At 41.0% G+C, this 24,868-nt stretch carries 12 protein-coding genes; 2 read left to right on the top strand and 10 right to left on the bottom strand.

Going from position 1 to position 24,868, the window contains the following annotated elements; all coding sequences use genetic code 11:
• The first annotated feature begins 380 nt into the window (after window positions 1-380).
• Window positions 381-1,364, top strand: a complete 984-nt coding sequence (locus CA265_00955; GenBank protein ARS38332.1) for an aldo/keto reductase — start codon at window positions 381-383, stop codon at window positions 1,362-1,364.
• Between the two features lie 289 nt (window positions 1,365-1,653).
• On the opposite strand, the gene CA265_00950 is transcribed toward CA265_00955, so the two are convergent.
• Both CA265_00950 and CA265_00945 read right to left on the bottom strand, forming a co-directional pair.
• Window positions 1,654-3,210: a RagB/SusD family nutrient uptake outer membrane protein gene (locus CA265_00950; protein ARS38331.1), complete on the bottom strand. Its 1,557-nt coding sequence runs from the start codon at window positions 3,208-3,210 to the stop codon at window positions 1,654-1,656.
• Window positions 3,211-3,236: 26 nt separating this feature from the next.
• Window positions 3,237-6,368 carry a SusC/RagA family TonB-linked outer membrane protein gene (locus tag CA265_00945; protein ID ARS38330.1) on the bottom strand — a complete coding sequence of 1,044 codons (3,132 nt, stop codon included), beginning with the start codon at window positions 6,366-6,368 and terminating at the stop codon, window positions 3,237-3,239.
• On the opposite strand from CA265_00945, the gene CA265_00940 reads away from it, so the two are divergent.
• The gene (locus CA265_00940; GenBank protein ARS38329.1) at window positions 6,331-6,567 is read left to right on the top strand and encodes a hypothetical protein; all 237 of its coding nucleotides are present in this window, start codon (window positions 6,331-6,333) and stop codon (window positions 6,565-6,567) included. The genes CA265_00945 and CA265_00940 overlap by 38 nt on opposite strands.
• Before the next feature lie 563 nt (window positions 6,568-7,130).
• On the opposite strand, the gene CA265_00935 is transcribed toward CA265_00940, so the two are convergent.
• The 8 genes from CA265_00935 to CA265_00900 form a co-directional block, all read right to left on the bottom strand.
• Complete coding sequence (locus CA265_00935; protein ARS38328.1) at window positions 7,131-8,264, bottom strand: hypothetical protein; 1,134 nt, start codon at window positions 8,262-8,264, stop codon at window positions 7,131-7,133.
• A 6-nt stretch (window positions 8,265-8,270) separates the two neighbouring features.
• Entirely contained in the window at window positions 8,271-12,635 is a 4,365-nt protein-coding gene (locus CA265_00930; protein ARS38327.1) for a CusA/CzcA family heavy metal efflux RND transporter, read from the bottom strand.
• Window positions 12,636-12,723: 88 nt separating this feature from the next.
• Window positions 12,724-13,185, bottom strand: a complete 462-nt coding sequence (locus CA265_00925) for a hypothetical protein (protein ID ARS38326.1) — start codon at window positions 13,183-13,185, stop codon at window positions 12,724-12,726.
• Between the two features lie 150 nt (window positions 13,186-13,335).
• Window positions 13,336-14,064 carry a hypothetical protein gene (locus CA265_00920; protein ARS38325.1) on the bottom strand — a complete coding sequence of 243 codons (729 nt, stop codon included), beginning with the start codon at window positions 14,062-14,064 and terminating at the stop codon, window positions 13,336-13,338.
• A 429-nt stretch (window positions 14,065-14,493) separates the two neighbouring features.
• Window positions 14,494-15,189: a hypothetical protein gene (locus tag CA265_00915; protein ID ARS38324.1), complete on the bottom strand. Its 696-nt coding sequence runs from the start codon at window positions 15,187-15,189 to the stop codon at window positions 14,494-14,496.
• Complete coding sequence (locus tag CA265_00910; GenBank protein ID ARS38323.1) at window positions 15,177-17,030, bottom strand: hypothetical protein; 1,854 nt, start codon at window positions 17,028-17,030, stop codon at window positions 15,177-15,179. The genes CA265_00915 and CA265_00910 overlap by 13 nt, the downstream gene beginning before the upstream one ends.
• Window positions 17,000-22,138 carry a hypothetical protein gene (locus CA265_00905; GenBank protein ARS38322.1) on the bottom strand — a complete coding sequence of 1,713 codons (5,139 nt, stop codon included), beginning with the start codon at window positions 22,136-22,138 and terminating at the stop codon, window positions 17,000-17,002. The genes CA265_00910 and CA265_00905 overlap by 31 nt, the downstream gene beginning before the upstream one ends.
• 195 nt (window positions 22,139-22,333) lie before the next feature.
• A complete protein-coding gene (locus tag CA265_00900; GenBank protein ID ARS38321.1) occupies window positions 22,334-24,601 on the bottom strand; it encodes a catalase/peroxidase HPI in 2,268 nt (755 codons plus the stop codon).
• Between the last annotated feature and the right edge of the window lie 267 nt (window positions 24,602-24,868).

Here is a 24,868-nt window from a genome sequence, read left to right as displayed (position 1 = left end):
AACATGGATGATTTGGTTAGACTTATTTTATCTAATATAAAAACCCGCAGCGCCAGATATAAAAAACTATAATCAGAATAAGCCCTAAATCTGCGTCAGATTGAATTTACAACGATGTAATTAATTTAGGGTTTTATATTTATGGGCACGATGAACCACAGATGGCACAGCTAAACACGGCTCTTGTTAGTGTGATTTACTTAGCCACGGAAGCGCAACGAACACCGAATACATTTGTCATGAAAAGCAGAGCCTAGTACCTTTCCCTTTCATGAACAGCGCTCAATACTATCATTTTTCTGATACCATCATGCAATTTAACTTATTTTGATAATAGCAGCTATTTGTGAAATTTTGCCTCACAAAAAATAGTACATATCATGGAATACAGAAAACTAGGAAATACAAGGCTGGAGTTATCAGCAATCGCATATGGCGCCTTTGCCATCGGTGGCAATATGTGGGGAGGAAACGAAAAAAAGGATTCTATCGAGTCAGTTAAAGCATCAATAGATAATGGAATAACGACAATTGATACGGCTCCTTTTTATGGCTTTGGACTTAGTGAAGCGCTAATCGGTGAAGCCATTAAAGGGTACGACCGAACTAAAATACAATTATTAACCAAATTCGGCCTGGTTTGGGACGGTAGCAATAATGGTGCAGGCGAACATTTTTTTGATGCACAAAACGATGGTAAAGCGGTACCCATTTATCGCTACGCTACAAAGGCATCGATTATTAAAGAGGTTGAAGACAGCCTTAAACGCCTGCATACGGATTATATTGATCTTCTTCAGCAACATTGGCCCGATCCAACAACCGAGATAGATGAGGTAATGGAGGCCATGGCACAGCTCATTAAAGATGGTAAAATACTGGCCGCCGGGCTTTCGAATGCTGATCATGCATTGCTGGAAAAAGCTGCTGCTGTAAATCTGCCAGCATCAAACCAGGTACCATTTAGCATGCTCAACAGGGCTATCCAGGATGATTTAATCCCTTACACATTGGAAAATAATATCGGCATTATTGCTTATAGCCCAATGGAAAGAGGGCTGTTATCGGGCAAGTATTTTGAAAAAGAAAAACTTAAAGCTGACGACCACCGTAATGGATATTTTAGTCAGTTTGATCTTGACGCTGTTAAAACATTTCTGGAGCGCATTTCGCCATTGGCAAAAGAGAAAAATGCCAGCATTGCGCAATTGGTCCTGCGCTGGACAACGCTTCAACAAGGCATCACCGTTGTACTGGCAGGTGCCAGGAATGCTGAGCAAGCGGTATCAAATGCAGCTGCAATGGACTTTGAGATCAGTAAGGAAGAGCTTGCCTTTATTGATGGTGAGCTTGGGAAAATTTGAGATTCATCTATCTGCGGAGGAAAAGTTTCAGTTCTTGCACTGGTTTGAGTTAAATAAACCCGATTGAAACGGATGCCAATTTCCTTCAAATTGGCAGGAGGAAAAGCGGGACAAAAGGTGCCAAAAACAAGGAACCATTCATTTCCAGTCAACGATATAGATGATAATTCTTAGGTTTAGGAAATGAAAGGACAATAAATAACGTTATTGAAACAAAAACGGGTGCCTCATATCGGACACCCGTTTTTTTATTTATGGTCGATGTACCACCAACCACTTTAATACCTGCTTAGTAACCTGGATTTGGAGTCAGGTTAGGATTATTTTTGATTTCCGAAGTCGGAATCGGGAACAACAAATGTTTGGTTTGCAAAGGCTGGTTTACACTTTTATTAATGTGGCCAACAAAATTATCGAAACCATTAGTGGTTTCGTTATATACTTTACGCAACCTCACCATATCAAACCAGGTAATGCCTTCATAACATAACTCGTGCCAGCGTTCCCTCCATACGGCTTCTTCAAACTGTGTCTGGCCCAAACCTGCCAGATCAGCCAGTTGTGCTCTTTTCCGCACAGCATTTACCGCAGCGTAGGCCGCAACATTCGCACTACCATCTGCCCTGTTCTGCGCTTCAGCATAAATTAAGAGTGTTTCTGCATAACGGATCTGTGGAATATTCAAATCGCTTCTGCTGGTACCCTCCACCCCTAACGTTCCATTTGCAATCAGATCGAAATGTTTAAAAACATAAGGTTTACCACGGTTAATCAGCGGCATTTTAAAGCCATCGGTATAATAGTCGGTAAAGAAATAACCATCTCTGTTTTTAGCCCTTAAATCTCCGGCCTCATACGAGCCATAAAAACTGGCAGTTGGGATAGAAGTTCCAATTCCATCAATTTTAGAAACCAATGGCTGGTGCAATGGCAGGTATGACGACTGTAAGGGGTTGCCAAATCCGGCAGCATCATTGTACTGGATGCCGAATAAATGCTCTACTTTATTGTCATTTTTTGCATCATGCAACGCTCCGTAAGCTGGAAACAAACCGAGTAATGCCGGATTTCCGGTTGAATAATCGATGACCTCTTTCGCTTTATCTGCAGCTAATTTATAATAAGCTGCACCTTTGTTAAGGGGCTGTCCGGCCATGGTTAAATATACTTTTGCCAGTTCAGATTTAATGGCTGCTGTAGAAACACGTCCACTTGCATCCATAAAAGGCAAACCAGCTGCCTCTGCAGTCACCAGATCATCAACAATCTGTTTGTAAACCTGCTCCTGCGGTGTGCGGGAAGGAGAAAAATTGGGGTCGTTAGGACTGGTAATTGGTTTTGTAATCAAAGGTACATCACCCCATAAACGCACCAGGTAAAAATAGGCCCAGGCCCTGATGAAAGATGCCTCGCCCAAAATCCTTTTTTTCTGTGCATTATCCATCGGGTTAATGCCCGGAACTTTATCCAACACCAGATTGGTTTGCGCAATTACCTTATAGAAACCGTTCCAGGTTTGGTTAACATGAAGGTTTGTTCCATCATAAATCAGAGAATATAAATTGTTCAGATCGGAGTTTTGCGCGGTTTCAGTTGATTGTATCCCCGTTGGTGCATCCAGCATTTGCCAGTTGTTGGAATAAATACCAGCACCGGCCCCGATAAACCTGATTTCTGCATAAACCGCGGCAATACCTGCTTCTGCATGTTCTGGTAAAGTATAAAAACTGCTGGGCGAAAGATTGGTGGGATCTGTTTCATCTAAAAACTTCTTACATCCCGAGTTCCCGATGATAGCACCGCTTAGCAACAACAAAGCAGCGATATTTTTTATGTTTATTTTCATTTTGATATCCTTTCTTTAGTTAATGTTTATAATCCAATGTTTAAGCCTACCATGAAAGTAGTGGGCTTTGGATAATCGAAAAATGTTTGGCCTTGTGCAAATGCATTTCCATAAGTGGTTACCTCAGGGTCGTTACCGGTATACTTGGTGGCCAGGAAGAAATTCTGAACAGATGCATAAACGCGGAGTTTGCTTAAGCGTAATTTTTCGACAAGTGTTTTATCAAAAGTATAACCGAGTAAAAGATTTTTACCACGGATGAAAGAACCGTCTTCTAACCAGTGGGTATCCACGTTGGTTACATATCCGGCAGATTGATCCCTGATGGCGGCAATCGGTGTATTTTGATTCTGAGGAGTCCAGGCATTTAATACGCTGGCAAAACTATTGGCCTGTACCTGTCTGTCTTCACCGGAGTGATGGGTCATATTCAACACATCATTACCATAAGAGTATTGGAGCTCTACAATCAGCTCTAAATTTTTATAGCGGAATGAGTTGCCAAACGATCCCCAGCCTTTTGGCGTTCCGTTACCAATAATCTGACGGTCGGCATCTGTAATGGCATGGTCGCCGTTTACGTCCAAATATTTAATATCGCCCGGAAGCAAAGTTTTACCGCCACGGTAACTTACATATTTAGCTGCTTCTGCCCTTTCGGCTTCGCTCCAGGTTCCTAAACGCACCAGTCCCCAGAATGAGCCCACAGGCTCACCTACCCTGATAATACCCGTTTGGTTGGTGAAATTTGGATTACCCACACCAAAAATATCGTCAGGCGTAGCCAAAGAAAGTACCTTATTGCGGTTAAGGGAGATGTTAAAGCTGGTTTTCCAGGTAAAATCGTCAGTTTGAATGTTAACGGTATTGATACCCAGATCCAAACCTTTGTTCTGCATAGACCCGATATTTTTTCTGATTACTGAGTATCCTGTGGTACGTGGTACAGGAGCATCCAATAACATATCGGTTGTTTTTCTGTAATAAAGATCAGCCTCTAAATTAATCCGGTTGTTAAACAAACCCAGTTCTAAACCAGCATCAACCTGTGCTGTTTTTTCCCAAACCAGATCAGGATTTGCTAAACGACCTATACCAATACCGGTTACCTTACCATCATTAATAATGGCAGAGTTATTAACCAGTGTGGCTAAAGACTGATAAGCAGGAAGTTCTGAATTACCACTTAAACCGTAACTGGTTCTTAGTTTTAAGTTTGAAATGGTTTTGTTCCCTTTCAGAAAATCTTCATCTGAAGCTTTCCAGGCCAGTGCTGCCGAAGGGAAAAAGGCGAATTTATGGTTCTCTCCGAATTTGGACGATCCATCAACCCTACCCGTAAAAGTCACCAGGTATTTATCTTTAAAGGCATAGTTTAATCTTCCAAAATAAGAGTTAAAAGCCGATCTGTTGCGGCTGGAGCCCACCGTAATCGATTTACTCCCAGAGCCCATATTATTGTTCCCGTAAAAATCGGTTACAAAATTCTCCGCATGACTGGTATTGCTGAAGAAACTGGTGGCCTGCCAGGAGATACCCAATAAGGCATTAATGGCATGCGATTCGGCAAAACGTTTGTTATAGGTTAAATAATTTTCTAGCGACCAGAAAGTTTCACGGTCATTGGTCACATTTGCTGTACCGTTCTGCCCGTCAGATATGCCGTATAATTGTTTGGCATTGTACTCGTTAATGTTACGGCTTACAACATTAGCCCCTAACTGGGTACGAAACTCTAAATCTTTATTAAAGCTAATGGTAGAATAAATGCTTCCCAAAGCAGTTTGCGTGATCATTCCATATTTTTGATCGGTTAAGATATGCACCGGATTGGAGCCTCCTTCTGCCCAAGGAATCAGTTTATTATCGCCCCACTTGCCATCTGCCAGTTTAATCGGGAGAAAAGGAAATGCTTCGGTAATCATGCGGACTGAGTTTAAACCACCTGTTCCCTGATCAACTATGTTTTCATCCTGGTTATTGTAGCTCAAATTACCGCCAACTTTTAACCAGGGCTTAATTTTGCTATCGAAATTAAATCTGCCCGAATAACGTTTTAAATAAGAGTTCAATAAAAGTCCCTGGTCATCGCGATAACCTGCAAAAACGCCGTAGGTGCTATTTTCGTTTCCACCTGTAAAACCCAGCTGGTGATTTTGCGAAAGTTTGTTCTGTGTAGATTCTTTTAACCAATCGGTGTTATATAATGGGTTTCCATTGCCATCGAAAAACTGAGGTAAAGCTATTCTCGATGCTTTTGGAACAGGTGTAGATGCATAATTTCCTGCTGCCCATCCTACCGGATCGTAAACTTTAATGTTCTCGTAAGCCAGGTCCTGCACTTTAACATACTCGAACGCATCAAGCATCTTCACATGGTGTGCGGCAAGCGTATTTACGCCAAAATCTGCATCATAGGTAATGCGCTGTGCATTAGCAGATCCTTTTTTGGTGGTGATTAAAATTACGCCGTTGGCTCCCCTTGCGCCGTATATGGCGGTCGAAGAAGCATCCTTTAACACTTCTACTGAAGCGATATCGCTGGGGTTAATGTAATCGATAGCGTTACTGTTCTGCGTTTGCGACCCCACTGGCAAAGCCACACCATCTACCACATAAAGCGGATTGTTACTCGTGTTGATGGAGCTAAATCCACGGATTTTAATGTTGGTCTGACCGCCTGGCCTACCCGAGTTGGTATTTACCTGTACACCGGAAATACGGCCAGCTAATGCCTGGTTTAACGATGAAGAGGGGCGTTCCTGTAGTTCGCTGGCTTTTACCACACCAACAGAACCGGTAAGATCTGTTTTTTTCACGGATCCATAACCAATTACCACTACTTCATCTAACTTATTGGCCTCGGCAGGTACCATTTTAACGCTAATATTGGCTTCATTGCCTACCGTAACATCTTTATTTTGATAGCCCACATAAGAAAAGCGGATCACATCGTTTGGGTTGGCCTCAATGCTGAATTTACCAGCTTCATCAGTTACAGCAGTTTTACCTGAAGAAATGTTTTTGATGCCCACTCCTGGAATAGGCATGTTTTTTTCGTCTGATACGGTTCCTGTAATTATTTTTCGGTTTTGGATATGCACTAAAGGCATACTTAGCTTGGAAAACCCTTCGGATTTTTCAGCAACCAGATTCATCGAAAAAACAGGGCTATTGAGCAAAAAAAGCACGGTAAGCCCTGAAATCTTTAGTAGATTGATTTTCATCGGTTTTAGGTTTAGTAAATGGTTAGTTAATAATATAATTCAACTGCTAGAAGCTAAAACGTTTTATCAATTATTCAATAAAAAACAATTGACGGCAAATAATCATGTTAATCAGAAGGCTTGGGGTTAAAGGCCATTGCGTGATGGGAGATCGTATTTTTAAATTGGTTAAAAACTACACGCAAATAAACTACACAGACATATACTACACCATAAGGCATAAATGCACCTAAGCTCATCATCATATTCGGTTGTTGATAAAACGATTTATCAACTCAATATTAAATATTTTATCACAAAATCAAGAATAATATTTTGATGATTAGAAATACTTAATCGTATAAATCCGATTACAGTATGATTACTTTTACAGGGAATATTTTTTTTGAATTAATATTTAAAAACAAGCCGCATAAAATCGTTATAAACGACCTATCTATCAATTACTTAAATATAAAACACCAGAATTAATCAGAATTTTTAACTTTTTTTCAGGTGGAACCTGCTTTTTTATCTGGATTATATTTGTACTGCAGGTTTAGAAAAGGCTTAATTGTTGCTGGGATGAAAAATGCTTGACCGAATGAAAATCATCCACCTAAATTCTGAATAGCAAACCGGGCTTTCAGCTGTTTATCAGTGAAAACCCGGTAGTTTTATGTATCATGAATGGTATCTATTGCCTAATCAGCCTTATTCTTCTCCACTATTTTTCATTTTCATCAAAATGGCATAAGCATTTTTAACCACGATATTATCCAGTTTGGATTTCGAATGTATTGCTGTAAACCCATCAAGGCTGGTACCAATCTCAACAGGGATCATTTTATAGTGGTTACGGCCAAGATCTGCAAAAACATAATGTTTATTTTCCCATTTCACGACAGCATCTTCCGGTACAGCTTGTACAGCTGCGCTGGAAACCGAAATAACGGCATTTAAAAATGTTCCAGGCAATAATTTGCTATCTCCATTTTTCAGGTCGCAATGCACACTGGTAGTGCGGTCGTCTTCGATATTTGGTGTAATGAGGTGGATTTTGGCCACATATTTCTGATCTGGATTTGCGGTAGTTGTACACAAAATCTCCTGACCAATTTTTAGTTGTGCAGCATCCCTTTCGAACACAGTAAGGTTGGCATGCAATGCGTCCGGACTGATCAGTTCAAACAGAATATCTGCAGAATTTACATATTTACCTGTATTTACGTTTACCTTGGTTACATAGCCACTGATGGGGGCATTAATCCGGATACTCCGGCTGATATTATCTTCGTTTAAGGTTAGGGGATTAATTCCTATGAGCCTTAATTTTTCTGCAAGCGATTTAACCAATACCTTTTGATTGTTGAACTCACTTTCGGCCTGCTGAAAGATTTTATCGCTGGTGGCCTTGGTCTGGTTTAATCCCTTTTGCCTGGTATAATCTGCCGAACTAAACTTCAGCTTGTTTTTTGAAGTGAGGTAATCCTGCTGTAACTGGATGTACTGCTGATCTTCGACAATAGCCAGCAAACTCCCTTTTTTAACCATCATACCGGGAATGAGTGTCATTTTTTTAATGTATCCACCCATTGGTACACTTACCGAGTAGGTATTTTCTGGTGGCACATCCACCACCCCGTTTACATTAATGGTATTACGCAGTACTTTTTCTGTCAGCTTTCCGAGTTGGATATCTGCATTTTTCACCTGTTCGGCACTCAACTGCACCTCATCCGTATTTAGGTTTTTTGGAGTTTCTGCTGCCTTTTCATTTTTTTCCGGGCTACCACATGCGATCAAAATAGCGATGCACATCAATCCACTTATCAGTTTATTTTTCATTATATCTTATTTGTCTGTTGCTGTAATTCTTTCAATTGCAAATGCCGCTTCATTAAACTGTTGCACTTTATCATAATATTCTGCCTTTAACTGTATCGATTGGTTGATCAGGATCACCCAATCGAGATAAGCAATTTCACCTGCATTAAGTTTTGCTGTAGCTGATCTGATAATGTCGCCTGCATTGGCCAGTGAAACCTTTTGATAAGATCCGATCAACCGTTCCAGCTGCTGGTAACGTTCCCTGGCATTTTCCAGTTCGTTATCTAGGGACTTTTTAGTCAGCTCCAGTTCCCGCTGTTTCTGCTGTATTAAAATTTCCGAAGCTTTGATCCGCGACTGCTGCGCCCCAAAAAATATAGGAATTCCCACACCTACACTAACCGATGAAAACCGCTTGCTCTTATCAAAATACTGCTCAGCGCCTGCATTATTGCTCTGCCAACCCACAATACTTGAATTGTTGTAGCCAAAATTTAATGATGGCATAAGTTTGCTTTTTTCGAGTGCTTTTTGTTTTTGGGCAAGTTCCAGCTGGGCTTCGCTCAGTTTAATTGCAGGACTGTTATCTGTCTCAGCTTTTAACAAGAAATTTGCGTGATAAATGGCACTGTCTGTTGCAGGTTCTAACAAACTTTTACTATCCAGCAAAAACCTAAAGTGGTTGAGGTTTTGTGCATAATCCGTTTTCAATACTTCGAGCTGATTGGCGATCTGTTGTTTTTGGTTTTCGGCCGTTCGCAGTTCCAGCACATCCACATCGCCCGATTTAAAGCGCTGGGAAGATTTATTCAGAAAAGCACTATACACACTGTCGGCCCAGATTAACAGTTTACGTTTTTCTTTCAATAAAATAAGATTGTAATAAGCAGACTTTATCTCCGTTTTAAGGTCAAGTTTTTTTCCATTTACCTGTTCTTCGCTGATTTTTACATTGATTTTATGTACCGCATGCTGCCTGGCATAAACCGTAGGGAAATCTAAACTTTGCACCACAGAAACCTTATTGTCGTTTGCAAGACTGTTGAACTTGCCATAGTCGAAACTTACCGCGGTTTTAGGTACATCGAAAGTGGTTTTAACGAGCTGCTGATAATATTGCACTTCAGTTTTTGCTATGTGTAGCAACACATTGTTTTTCATTGCAGTATCTAGTGCTGATTTAAGACTGATCTGCTGCTGGGCATTGGCATTTTGCAAACCAATAATTATAAAAATGGCGATAACGGCCAATTTTCTTTGCTGACGGAAATAACTGAAACCTTTTTCGAATAATATATACAACATGGGTAAAACAAACAAAGTTAACAGGGTAGAAACCAGTAGTCCTCCGATTACAACTGTAGCCAGGGGTTTTTGTACTGCGCCTCCGGCACCAGTGCTAATGGCCATCGGGATAAAGCCCAGGGAAGGAACCAGGGCCGTCATTAACACCGCACGGAGTTTTGATTTGGTGGCATGTATTACAATGCGTTTAACATCAGTCCAGCCTTCTTTTTTTAAACGGTTAAACTCTGTAACAAGTAAAATCCCGTTTAGTACAGCAACCCCGAACAGTGCAATAAAGCCTACCCCGGCAGAGATGCTAAAAGGCAGATCCCTGATCCAAAGGGCAAGTATTCCGCCAATGGCAGACAAGGGGATAGCAGTGTAGATCAATAAACCCTGCTTTACTGAACTGAAGGCGAAATATAAAAGTAAAAAGATCAGTAACAGTGCAATGGGTACCACAATGGCCAGACGTGATTTAGCGGCCGTCATATTTTCGAAAGAGCCGCCATAAGATATGGTGTAGCCTTTAGAGAGGTTTAATTTTTGCCCGGCTTTTTGCTGTAGTTCCTCAACAATAGACTGCACATCTCTGTCCTTAACATTAAAGCCGACAATAATTCTTCTTTTGGTATTTTCTCTTTGAATCTGGTTTACGCCTTCTACTTCTTCGATATTGGCAACCATACTTAAGGGAACCTGGTTACCTGATTTGGTGAGTACCATCAGATTTTCTACATCACGCATATCCTTTCTGGCGGCTTCATCCAACCGCACTACCATATCGAATCTTTTTTCGCCTTCATACACCTGCCCGGCAATCTGTCCGGCAAAGGCCGTATTTACTACACGGTTTACATCGCCTACATTTATACCATATTTGGCCATTCCATCACGGTTGTACTTAATAACCACCTGGGGCATTCCGGTAACCTGTTCTTCGTAAACATTAATGGCACCGTTTACCGTACCGATAATAGCGCCCAGCCGCTTTGCATAAATGGCCAGCGAATCGAGGTCTTCACCAAAAATCTTACACACTACATCCTGCCGTGCACCGGTCATCAGTTCATTAAAACGCATTTGCACAGGGAATTGGAAGCCAACGGTAATCCCGGGGATAACTTCCACTGCTTCGGTCATTTTTGCACTGAGTTCTGGGAAAGATTTGGCCGATGTCCATTCTTTTTTAGGTTTTAGAATAACCATCATGTCTCCGGCCTCGAAAGGCATAGGGTCTGTTGGCACTTCAGCACTTCCAATTTTGGTCACTATTTTCTGTACCTCAGGAAATTTTTCCAATAGAATTTTCGAAGCTTTCTGGGTAGTCTCGATGGTATTGTTCAGGTTACTCCCGGTTAATAAACGTGTTTCTACTGCAAAATCGCCTTCTTCTAACTGTGGGATAAATTCTCCACCCAGTGTGCCCATAATGAAAACAGAAATGGCGAAAAGGGATAAGGTAACGGCCAATATGGTTTTGGGGAAATAAAGCACCTTACCCAGTACAGGCTGATACCGGCGTTCTATCCATGCCATTAATTTATCGGTTAGATTTTTTTTGTGGCTGATTACTTTGTTCAGGCACAATGCAGACATCATGGGTACATAGGTAATCGAGAGTATAAAAGCACCGAGAATAGCGAAAGCAATGGTCCAGGCCATAGGCTTAAACATTTTGCCCTCAATGCCTTCCAATGATAAAATAGGCAGATATACAATGAGGATAATGATCTGACTGAATACGGCCGATTTGATCATTGAGCCAGTTGATTTTTCAACCTCTGCATCCATCTGGTTCTGATCGATCCGGTTAAGGGTTCTGAAATGTTTGCTGTGCGAAAACCGGTGGAGAATAGCTTCCACAACGATAACCGATCCATCAACAATGAGCCCAAAATCAATAGCACCAAGCGACATTAAATTGCCGCCAACCCCAAAGGTGTTCATCAGTATAATGGCAAACAGCATGGATAGTGGGATGACCGACGAAACGATCAGCCCAGCACGCAGATTGCCTAGAAAAAAAACCAGAACAAATATTACAATCAGTGCACCTTCCATTAAATTGGTTTCCACTGTACTAATGGCATTATCTACCATCTTGGTCCGATCGAGAAAAGGCTCTACCACCACACCTTCGGGCACCATTTTTTGGATCTCGGCTATCTTATCCTTTACTCTTTTTACTACAACCGAAGAATTTTCGCCCTTCAGCATCATGACTACAGCGCCTGCCACTTCACCCTGTGCGTTATAAGTCATTGCGCCATAACGTATTGCCGAGCCGTATTGTACTTTGGCTACCTGCCCCATCAGCACGGGCATTCCGTTATCAAGGGTTTTCACTACAATTTTCTCAATATCAGCCAAACTTGTCGTCAGTCCTTCGCTCCTGATGTAGAGCACAGTCGGGCCTTTTTCAATATACGCCCCTCCGGTATTCTCATTATTTTTCTCCAGGGCATCAAAGATCTCTGCAATAGTTAATCCATAGGCCTTAAGCTGATCTTGTTTTACAGCCACTTCGTACTGTTTCAACCGTCCGCCAAAGCTAGAAACCTCAGCAACACCGGGTGTTCCCAAAAGCTGTCTTCTTACAATCCAGTCTTGAACGGTACGGAGTGCCTGTGCATCATACTTACCTTCATAACCTTTCCTGGGCCTTACTACGTATTGGTAAATTTCGCCCAAACCGGTTGAAACAGGCGCCATTACCGGCGACCCAATACCCTGCGGAATTTCCTGTTGAACCTGTTGCAGGCGTTCGGCAATCTGTTGCCGTGCCCAATACACATCAGTTTCTTCGTTAAAGACAATAGTAACGAGTGAAAGTCCAAAGCGTGAAAAACTTCGGATCTGTTTTAATCCTGAAATACTGCTACAGGATTGTTCTATAGGAAAAGTAATTAGACGTTCAATATCCGGCGCGCCCAATGAAGGCGAAACGGTGATGACCTGTACCTGGTTATCGGTAATATCGGGAAGGGCATCAATAGGTAATTTGGTAACTTCATATGCGCCCCAGCCTACAAGCGAGAGCACGAATAAAGCAATAATCAGCTTATTCCTAACGGAAAAGCCAATGATCTTATTCAACATGATAATTATTTTAAAAGGATCGACATATTATCCCATAAAGCCGTTTTAAAAAGGGCAAGGGAAAAACTAGCATAAAAATAGGTAGGGATTAAACCGAAAGAATCGGCGGACGGAAAAGGCTTCCGAATGTAGGATTGTGGTGCATACGCTGGTAGCTGAAAGCAAAATCATCTAAAAGACTCAGACACACCGCTTTTAATAAAATAAACTTTTCTGCCGGCACACCAATTGAGATGATATGGTGGCCATCTATTTTTTTAAACGGCAGTTTCATATCCTCTTCTTCGTCATTATCATTCAGATCCTGTCCAAAATAATGCATCTGCAAAAAATCGATAAAACTGATCTGTGCATCGATATCATGATGCTGGATAAAATGTACAATAAGTTGGGGTGCCTTTATAACTTCACGAACAGACGTGTTAAAGATCAATATGGGGAACAGTAAGAAAAGGATAACTTTGTTCACGCTGCAAATATAATGATGAGCTGGTGTAAAACAAACTGCAATGTTTATCATGTCTGTTACCAAACCACTAACACTTTTCATTAATGCCGGGTTAAGAAATGAGAAAGCCCCATATTTCTATGAGGCCAATTATTTTGTCTTATCAGCATCCACGGATAAGACCAAACCAAACAAACTAATGAAATTAAAAGACAAATAAGTTTGAGATTTGTTTTAAATATTGATTAAATTTTAAAAATATAATTCCAAATATGCTTCCTTCGATCTGTATTTCGGGATTTTCTTCACCATATTGTATTTAGCCAACCCTTGGTAATACCGCCAAAAATTATTCTTCCGGCCATTAGTTAACAAATGTATGCGCCCCTCTAAGTTATTGCGTTCGATATGGCTATCAATAAGATCCAATTCCCTTACAAGATCGGTATCCAATAATTTTTTATGTGTAACCATATTGGGTGCGATTTTTAACTTATACCGCCACGGTTCGTTAAAAACATACCTAATTTCTTGTTGACGTGTTTTAACATTGTACATTTCAACTTGGCTAAAGCAAGCTTTTTCCTGTTCAGTAAGGTCTAAATTGCTGCTCTCCCATAAATATGACGAGAGTTCGCGCAGCAATTGCTTTTTGATTTCATATCCATACCTTCCTTTACGGCGTTTTTTTCGTTGGAATGTTTTATCGTGGTGGTATTCAACTGTATTGATCTTAGCAAGTAATGCGGTATAAAACTCTGCTCTTACGCTAAATGCAATATCTGCTCTGAGTACAAAATATCTTTTCCAGCCTCTTTGATAGGGTTTATCTAGAGGTACCATCGGCAGTGCACGCCTTTGTATCCAAAGCTCCGATCTTCTTTTACTCAGCCGGATAAGTTGTTTGTCGCGATCTGTTTTTACCAACCGCTTTTTCTGCCGTGCGCTTCTAATCTTGCATGGCAGTTCATGTGTGTCCATCGGACTTCCATTTAATTTCCTTTAACTTGAATGTGGGTCTCAATTCGTCCTTGAGTAAGGATATACCCCTTGATTGGAAAATAAAACATTGTGCAATAGCAAATTGAATACCTTTGAGGCAGCCAATCAAATAAAAACAAATTATAGTATTTTATCGCCTATTAGGCAATTTGGGAAGGGGAAGATATGTAGATATATGCTGTCATAATTCCTAAACATTAAAAAGATTGTTCATTAGGATGACACAAAGTTAATAAATTTTCGGAATTTAACAGAAAGAAGAAATTCTGTTTTATACTCATGGCGCAAAAACCACTGGCAATATAAGCCCTAACCTAAAGAATAATGTAGCCCAGGTAAGTTTATTCTATATGTTTTAGTCCTACACCAAATTTAAAACCAGATTTTATATCCATCAGAAAGCTGATATCAATTTACTGTAAAACTTATTGTACCTGAATCTGAAATATTGCTTCTTGCATCTCTGGTAATTACTTTCCAATAATACACATTTCCCGGAACTACGCTGATATCAGAAGCTTCCGTAACCATCTTATTGTCGATAATCGTATTCAGGTTATTGGCAATTGTACCGAAATAAACACTATAGCCCACAATATCTTTATCGGGATCTGCTCCAGACCATTTTAAGTTTACTTTTCCATTAACAGCTGTGATTTTTTGGTTCATATAAGGCGAAATCATATCTGCAGGATAAGGTGAAAAGGATATCTGACCGGGACCGGCATTAAAAAATTTCCAAACCTCGCTTAATGGTGTTTCACTTGATCTTGTCGACAATGATTTTACCTGCCAAGAATATGGTGTATTCAATAATAAATTTATGTTCTGCGATACCGAAGCCGTACGCATTGTAATAACTTGATTGGTAAGCAGATTTTTTATGATCAAATCATAACCTTCTGCATTTTCTGCTGGCTGCCAACTAAAGGCAACAGTACTTTCTGTGGCAGTAATATTGGTTCCGGTTAAACATGGTTGATCTTTTAAAGGAAGAAGTAAATTTGCCTTCCCAAGCAAAACATCAGGCTCGCCAGGGTTTTTAGCACATCCAGCAAAAATGGCAATTACCAAAACTATTACTACTATTCTTACTTTTTCCATACTTTAAATATTGTTGTTTTTGCCGCCAAACGAACCTTTACCACGTATACCCCAGGCACCATTTGTGAAAGCTGTAATGTAGTGGTGCCTGAATTAATATCGTGTTGTTTATTGTAAACCTTTTTTCCAGAGGCATCTACTATCTCTATATTGGCTTTGCCAGTTTCTGCTTCTTCCAGTAATATATTTAACTCATCACTAAAGGGATTTGGATAAGCCATTAATTTATTACTTATCAGTATCTTATCAGTATAAATGCCTTGACAAGCCATATCTGTTTGTACCTTTAAGTTGTTTATACCATTTACCAGTTTAAGATTGTACGTTGACTGGGACGTACTATAAGTTTTATCATTAAGTGTAATCTGATAATTTTCACCTCCCGCAAGTTGGAGTTTCACTATTTTATTATCATTGTTAATAGCAGAATATACGGTTAGTGGTGGTGGTTCATCGATAGCAATGGTAAAACAACGTTTAAAATCAGGTTGTCCATCAATGGTAATACAAACGGTATATATAAATCGGCGAAGATCATTAAAAACAATACGATCATTAAATTGGCCGCTTATTGGACCGTATCCTGTGATGGCCACGCGGTAAGGCAATTTCTCTTTTGCGGTAATTTCAATTGAACCGCTGTTGGCACCGGGACAGGTAGAAGAGGTACCTTTTATAACAAAATTGTCCATTGGCAAATTGAATGCGGTTACCGCAATATTAATTATTGAGGTACCTGCCCCGCCCTGGTTGTTTGCAGTAATAATATAATCTGCAGCAGCAGATTCTTTGGTGGGTGTACCGCTTATGATACCGGTTTTGCTATCAAGCACTAAACCTATCGGTAAGGCCGGACTGATAGTGTAACCGTTGAGCGAAATCCGTTTTAACATCGAACCGTTATATTCGCTGAAAATCACACTTCCTTTTTGATCGACCACAATACCCATCGGCGTCAATACACCCGCAGCAGTGCCTACGCCGTTTTTTGAGGTAAAGGTGCCCATTCCAGCCAATGTAGAAACCTGCCCCGCAGGGCTTATTTTACGTATACGGTAGTTCAGGAAATCTGCCACATAAACATTGCCTAAATCATCTACCGATATACCGTTTGGTCTATTAAATGCAGCGGCGTTGCCTAAGCCATCGGCATAGCTAGCTGTTCCGTTACCAGCAAGCGTAGTTACGTTACCAGTGGTAGAAATTTTCCGGATCAGATTGTTTTTGCTATCCGAAACAATAATATTCCCTATTGGATCAATGACTAAACCCGCAGGGCCTAAAAACTGCGCCTGCGAAATGTTGCCGTCCCTGGTTCCTCCAAAAGGACTACCGGCAAAGGTTGTTACAACCCCTGTCTGGGAAATTTTGCGGATCATATTATTCCCATTATCACTTGCATATACGTCGCCATGTGAATCGACCACCAGCCCCATGATGTTATTAAAGCTCGCGTCGTTGGCACTTCCATCATTAGAACCAACATTACCGCTGCCGGCAAAATGGGTAACCATCCCAGATGGACTGATTTTTTTTATCATCAGTCCGTTACCTACAGCAACATACAGATTTCCGCTGGCATCAATCGCAATTGCACTAACGTATGAACTTCCGAGAAAACTGAGTGCTGCAGTTGGTACCAAGGTACTAACTACCCCATCTGCCGAAATTTTGCGTATGGCTGAAGTTTGGCCAGCAACCAAATAAATATTATCAGCCTGATCGATGGCCATATAAGATGGGTAAAAAAATGATGCCTGGCTTATAGGGCCATCAGTAGCGCCATACTCAAAGGTTCCGGCGTAGGTCGTTACGTTTGTATATATCTCTTCGGGTACCACACCTCCCTGAACCGTAGGAGCAATACTTTTACGGTACGGTTTACATTAAAAATATGTTTATTCTCATAGCTGATCGTAACCGGGGTTGCTTTGATCTTAAGAAATCCCATTTTTCTGCCTGTTCCGATACTGTTCTTAACCAAAATATCACCACTTCCTCCAATGCCCAGTACAGCTACTATTTTGGTATCCGATTCTACATTATAGCTGGCAGCTGCCCTTCCACCGAAACTTACCTGGTTTGTTCCCAAAAATCCAGATCCGGATATGGTAATACTTTGTCCGGAAGCAGCTGCCTGTGGCATAAACGATTCGATATACGGACCAGAATAAACAAAACCAGTTTTACTTACTTCTCCTCCGGGAGTAATAATTTTCACATCACCCGATCTGCCCATGCCTACAATTGCAGTAATCTGGCTATCAGAATCTACAATAAATGAAGCAACTGAAATGCCACCTAAAGAGAGCTCTGTTGCTCCGGTAAAACCAGTTCCCGAAATCTTGACTGTTTCGCCATCTTTTGCAGTTAACGGACTGAATGCTGTTATAATGGGCGCGCCTGGAATGGTTACTTCTATCGTAATTTTTGCAGAACTGGATCCAGAAACGTTATAGGCTGTAACAGTATATTCTTTTAGCGTAGCCTCTTCTGTTGGAGTACCTGTTATGGTTCCATCAACATTGAGTTCTAAACCTTGTGGCAATGTAGGCGTAACCTGGTAGCCCACAGTACTTATCTTTTTAATCTGATGATTATACATATCTGCCACGAAAATATCGCCAAAACCATTGGCGCTGATCTGATAGGGCAGTTTAAACATGGCCAATGTACCTATCCCATTCTGATTGCCCTGCTTACCATTACCGGCAATAGTAGTTACATAACCGGAAGGACTTACTTTTCTGATAAAATTATAATTCTCTGATACAAAAATATTGCCGCCGCCATCTACTACAACCCCTGCAGGCTGATTAAAGCGGGCATCTTTTCCCTGCCCATCAAGTGTAGCAAAACTATTGCCTGTTCCGGCGATCGTGCTCACAATCCCATTCTCGGTAACTTTACGCAAAAGATTCCCAGTATATTCGACAACATAAAAATTGCCCATTCCATCTGTCGAAATTCCGTATGGCCTATTAAAACTTGCAGCATTTCCAACGCCATCTGCACTGCCAATACCACTACCTGCAACGGTACTTACCAAACCCTCCGGCGTTATCTTTCTGATCTTATGATTAGAAACGTCGCAAACAAATATATTTCCGTTAAAATCGGTTACAATACCAGCGGGATTATTAAAGCCAGCTGCAGTTCCCTGTCCATCAGCACCGCTTGCTCCCCCGCCAGCTAAAATAGATACTTCGCCACTTGGAGATATCTTCCTGATCAGGCTGGTGGTATAGTCACTTACATATACATTGTTGTTAAGATCTACGGCTATACCCATTGGTGAATTGAAGCTCGCAGATAGACCTGTACCGTTTGCCGATCCTGCTTTACCGTTCCCCGCATAAGTTGAAGTTAGCCCTGCAGGCGTAATCTTTCTGATGACATTGTTCTTACTATCTGTTACATATACATTTCCATCTTTATCTGTGGCAGTTGAGCTTGGAAGATTGAAGAATGCGGCCAGTCCAGTACCGTTGATGAGTCCTTCGTTACCACTTCCTGCATGAGTGGATACTTCAGAGTAAAGGGCATTTGGAATACGCCCACCAGAATTTTTGATTTCGATAGGTGTAATTTTTGTTCCAGCTAAAAAAGATTTTTTTGCATCGATAGAAATATTGGGTAAGGGGAATTTAAAACCGGAAATCGCTCCAGTTCCATTTGGTGTTGTGATGATAATACTACCTGAGTTTGTATGCTCAGCCAGCACAACTTCTATTTTCTGATCGGAAATTACGTTAAATGATTTTACCGGGGCTCCACCAAAACTTATAGCGGTTGTACCTGTTAAATTGCTCCCTGTTATGGTAATGGTTTCGCCCGCTGATGCCAGTACGGGAGAAAACGAGGACAGAACCGGTGGCGCATCATATTTAAAACCATCGATTTCTCCAGCACCATCTGGTGTTACCACACGTATTACACCAGACAAACCATTGGCTACAGTGGCCTCGATCAGGTTATCGGAAACAACCTTAAAACTCAGGGCAGCCTTGCCGCCAAAACTTACATTTGTGGCATTACTTAAAAATTTACCTGTAATGCTTACCAAAGCGCCCGTTTTTGCATTTAAAGGCGAAAAGGAGGTAATAGTTGGCGGTGCCTGTAAGGGGTTTGGATTGTTTCTTAAAAACGACAGCGAAGTATAACCGGTTGTGAGGATATCGACCCGGCCATCACCATCGATATCTGCAAGCACTATTTTTGGGTTTTCAGCACTAACTGGTATTTTAGCCAATTGTCCGAAAACATCCTTATCAAATGTGCCATTCACCGAAGCATTCCTGAAAATCGCCACAAAATTCTTACTATTATCTGCAAAAGCAAGGTCTGGTCTGCCATCGCCATCAATATCAGCTATATCAATTTTTGAAAGACTGTTTTCCAAAGGCTTTACCATCAGGCCGCCAAAGCTCACATTACCAGGTGTGGATGCATTTTGGGCAAACAGGAGAAAGCCCGAACCAGAGCCACATCCTACCACAGCATCCAACCTGTTATCCCCATCAATATCAATAAGATTAAAACATAAGCTATTATTGTAAACGGTAATTTTTGTACCTAAATCGAAACTGATATTGCCTGGTACAGACTTGTTCAACATGATCACAAAACCTGCTGGCATGTTGCCAACGTATTCTTCTAGAAATGTAAGATCAATCTTTCCATCGCCGTCGATATCGCCTAACCTAAGATCGTGTATACGGGTTTTACTGTAAAGTGTTACTGGGCTTGCGAATGATATTGATTCGATTTGCCCCATAATGGAGGTGTTCTTAAAAACCATTGCTATATAACCCGAGCCCACAGCTATTAGATCTGCCTTCCCATCACCATCAACATCATTCACCAAAACTTCCTCGGCCGAGCTATTGTATTCCAAATTGATTTTATTGACAAATGAAATGTTTCCATTGGTTGTTGTATTGATAAAAATCAACAGTCTATGATCAATAGTTAACAAAAGGTCTATTTTGCCATCGCCATTAACATCTCCTGTACTCACAAAGTAAACCTTTCCGTTAACACCAAGATCTATTTTGGAAGCAAAGGAACTGGCATTTAAAGCGCCAGGGCTAGCTATGTTGCGATAAATTGAAATGCCGTTTCCGTTTGTATTAGAATTTGAGACAATTAAATCAGGTTTCCCATCATTATCCAGATCGGCAAACTTTGAATTATTGAAATACTGTGGTCCAGATATTTTGAATTCTGGGTCAAAATCTGAGCTATAGATAGCTTTCTTTGATAAGAATGGAGAATAAGTAAACGGAAAAGCAGATCTTCCGGTATTCAGGCTTTCCCTGTTCAATACAGAAATCTGTTCGTAAGCACTTCCCTGCGGAACCTTAACGGTAAGCTCATTGCCACTTGCCTTGGTTACAACAGCTTTTGTTGATCCGAAAAAAATATCGTTGTTTGCGGCAACGGCCGAAAAACCGGAACCTTTTATCTGCACTGAAGCATCTTTAGAGGCAGCTAGAGGGCTAAAGGAAGTGATTTTGGGGACAGAAGTATTAACTACCCGTTGACTAACGTTTAAATAAGCACAAATTACACCCGAAGACCATTTCGAAGTTAAAATATCTGCTACGCCATCTGCATTCATGTCTGCAACAGCAATATCAATACCGTCAATTACTATTCCACTCGTTAGGTCAAAATCGATAACTGTTGAACTGATATTACGAAAGACCCGAGGCTTTCCAATACCATCATAGGTAAAAAAATCATTCTTACCATCTCCATCAACATCCTGAATAAACACAGTACTAGGATAAGGAGAAGTAGAAAAAGATTTCGCCAAGCTAAAATTCAGATTACCTGCTGAAGAACTATTCTTGAAAATACTAACAACACCAGGCTCTCTTGTTACACTAATAAAATCAGGCTTTCCATCCCCATCGATGTCGCCTGCATCATAACAGCCTTCGGCCTTAAAACTAACCTTGGCAGCAAAATTTATCTTACCTATACTGGAGGTATTACGGAGAAAAATTACCGAGCCTCCGTTGCTTACTGATATATCGACCTTTCCATCACCATCAAAATCCTTACAGCTTAAATAATAACCATTGTCTGTCCCGTTAAAATCCATAAAACTATCAAAAGACAATATTTCGTTTATTGAAGTATTTTTAAGGATAGATATTGTTTTGTTATAATATGCAACTGTTGTAGCTACAATATCAGGTTTTCCGTCCTCGTCAAAATCAACTACATCGATGTGGGTGCATTCGCCTGCTGCTCTAAAACTTGACAAAGAATCAAAACGTACATTGCCAGGGGCAGATCTATTGATAAAAACAAAAATATTTATGTTGTATTGCCCGGTAGCAACGATATCAAGCTTTCCGTCGCCATTTAAATCTGCAACGATTACATTTGTTGAAGCAAGCCACAAAGATTGCTGCATTTCAAAGGCAATGTTTTCATTCTTATTTGAGGTATTTCTAAAAACATTAATGGTTCCCTGCTCAGTATTGGTAACTGCTACATCAGGTTTTCCATCGCCATCAAAATCTCCAATGGCAAAATTTTTCGGGGCATTCCCTGTGGTAAAATTTTGTCCTGACGAAAAATCATCGGCTGTAATGCTCCCATTAAACGGTGAAGTAACCATAAAGGAAGTTTTGGTTTGCGCAAGAAGACCGTTTGATCGGTTGAGGACCGTTATCGGCTTATTGTTGGCCCCACTAGGAATGCTAACAATAAGTTTGCCTGCTGTTGCTGATTTAACCTGCGCCTGCGTTGCTCCAAAGAAAACGGTATTAGATCCAGCATTAGGGTTAAAATCTGTCCCCAAAATCTCAACATCAGAACCAACTGGCCCTGTTTTGGGATTAAAGCTATTGATTACAGGTACTTGGGCAAACGAATAGGATAAATTAAAATGCAGAATGCAGATTAAAATAGAAATAAGAAATTTCTTCATTAAATGGAGCGCTGTGTCAGTTTGTTTGGTAAGACGAAAATAAAGTTATTACCCCAATAAAACAATAGTACGAACAATGTAAATTACTAGGTATAAGCTAATTTAATGATCGAATATTTTAAGAATTGCGATTCCCATTTCAAACAAAAGGCACCGAAATTTCCGGTGCCTTTAAATGTTGCGTTGTATTTAAAATTAATTCAAATCAAAACGATCTAAATTCATTACTTTATTCCATGCAGCCACAAAGTCTTTTACGAATTTGCCTGCTGCATCTGCACTGGCATATACTTCTGCAATTGCTCTTAATTCTGAATTAGAACCAAATACCAGATCGGCACGGGTTGCGGTCCACTTTGGCTGACCCGTAGCACGACTGCTTCCAATGTAAAGTTCCTTATCTTCAGCAATGGCTTTCCATGCGGTTTCCATATCTAATAGATTTACAAAGAAGTCGTTGGTCAGCTGACCTGGTCTTATAGTCAAGATCCCATTTTTAGAACCATCGAAATTGGTATCGAGCGCACGTAAGCCGCCTATTAACACCGTTAATTCAGGTGCTGTTAAAGTAAGCAACTGGGCTTTATCAATCAGGAATTCTTCTGTAGGAACCGGAGATTTTGAATTACGGTAGTTACGGAAACCATCAACAACAGGCGCTAAATAACCAAAAGATTCTACATCGGTTTGTTCTTGCGAAGCATCCATTCGGCCTGGTGCAAAAGGAACGGTAACTGAATGCCCTGCAGCTTTTTCTACTGCAGCAGCACCCGCCAGTACAATTAAATCGGCAAGCGAAACTTTTTTGCCATCAACTTGTGCTCCATTAAATTCTTGTTGGATTCCTTCTAATACGCCCAATACTTTTTGTAATTGCGGAGGATTGTTAACAGCCCAATCTTTTTGCGGAGCCAAACGGATCCGTGCACCATTGGCACCACCACGTTTATCAGAACCTCGGAAAGTAGAAGCCGATGCCCAGGCGGTAGAAACCAGTTCGGCCACACTCAATCCCGAAGCCAGTACTTTTGCTTTTAATGCGGCAATATCACTTTCATTGACCAATGCATGATTAACCGCAGGTATTGGATCCTGCCAAAGCAATTCTTCATGAGGTACATCTGGTCCCAGGTAACGCGCCAGCGGTCCCATATCGCGGTGGGTTAATTTAAACCACGCTCTTGCAAATGCATCAGCAAACTGATCGGGGTTTTCTAAGAAACGTCTTGATATTTTTTCATATGCCGGGTCGAATCTTAAAGAAAGATCGGTGGTCAGCATGGTTGGCAGGTGTTTTTTTGATCCATCAAATGCATCAGGAATAATGGCTTCTGCATTTACAGCTTTCCACTGATGTGCACCAGCAGGGCTTTTCGATAATTCCCATTCAAATCCAAACAGGTTTTCGAAAAAGTTATTACTCCATTGCGTTGGTGTTGTGGTCCAGATTACTTCTAATCCACTCGTAATGGCATCTGCACCTTTACCAGAAGCATAACTATTGTTCCAGCCAAAACCCTGGCTTTCGATACCAGCGGCCTCAGGCTCTTTGCCCACATGATCGGCCGAAGCTGCACCATGGGTTTTACCAAAGGTGTGTCCGCCTGCAATTAATGCTACCGTTTCTTCATCATCCATCGCCATGCGGCCAAAAGTATCGCGAATATCTTTAGCGGCAAGAATTGGATCTGGATTTCCATCCGGTCCCTCAGGGTTTACATATATTAATCCCATCTGCACTGCTGCCAATGGTTTTTCTAAATTACGGGAGTGCACATCGCCATCGGCATCATCATCAGTAACCACTACTCCATGTGCCTTATTTGCGCCGTCAGAACCATGTGCGTAACGAAGATCGCCACCCAGCCAGGTTGTTTCTGAACCCCAATATACCGATTCATCTGCTTCCCAGACATCCTCGCGCCCACCGGCAAAACCAAAGGTTTTAAAACCCATCGATTCTAAAGCGATATTCCCGGTTAAAATCATTAAATCTGCCCACGAAATTTTGCGCCCGTATTTTTGTTTAATTGGCCAAAGTAACCTGCGGGCTTTATCAAGGCTCACATTGTCTGGCCAGCTGTTCAGCGGTGCAAAACGTTGTAATCCGGCACCGGCACCACCACGACCATCCCCTACCCGGTAAGTTCCGGCGCTGTGCCACGCCATGCGGATAAATAAACCTCCATAGTGACCGAAATCTGCCGGCCACCAATCTTGCGAATCGGTCATCAGTGCATGTAGGTCTGCTTTTAAGGCGGCTAAATCTAAACTTTTAAAAGCTTCGGCATAATTAAATTCACCATCCATTGGATTGGATAAATTAGAATGCTGGCGTAAAATGCTCAACTTTAACTGCTTTGGCCACCAGTCGCCATTTCTGGTACCGCCACCACCTACATTACTTTTCATGCTGCCATTATGAAACGGGCACTTGCTAATATCGTTCGATTCTTTTTCCATATGTATACTATTTTGTTAGTGAAATTCTGATCCTTTAACAGATTGACCGGATAATTATAAATTTAGAGAATTGAAATAACTAATCACAATCATTTAATTCTATAATGGAATAGTTAGAATCTATTAATGTGCTATATCAGCAATTTAGAAGGGTGATGGGGTTTAAATCACTAAAATTTAATCTTAGGTTAATTCCTGCTTAAAATAAAATGCCCCCGCCAAAGCATTAACTTTAGGGGGGCAGGATGAAACAGGTATATATGGAGA

The sequence above is a fragment of the Sphingobacteriaceae bacterium GW460-11-11-14-LB5 genome, assembly GCA_002151545.1.
Taxonomy (GTDB): Bacteria; Bacteroidota; Bacteroidia; order Sphingobacteriales; family Sphingobacteriaceae; genus Pedobacter.
Note: the sequence above shows the minus strand (reverse complement) of the source record. Positions and strands in the feature narration are given on the sequence as shown.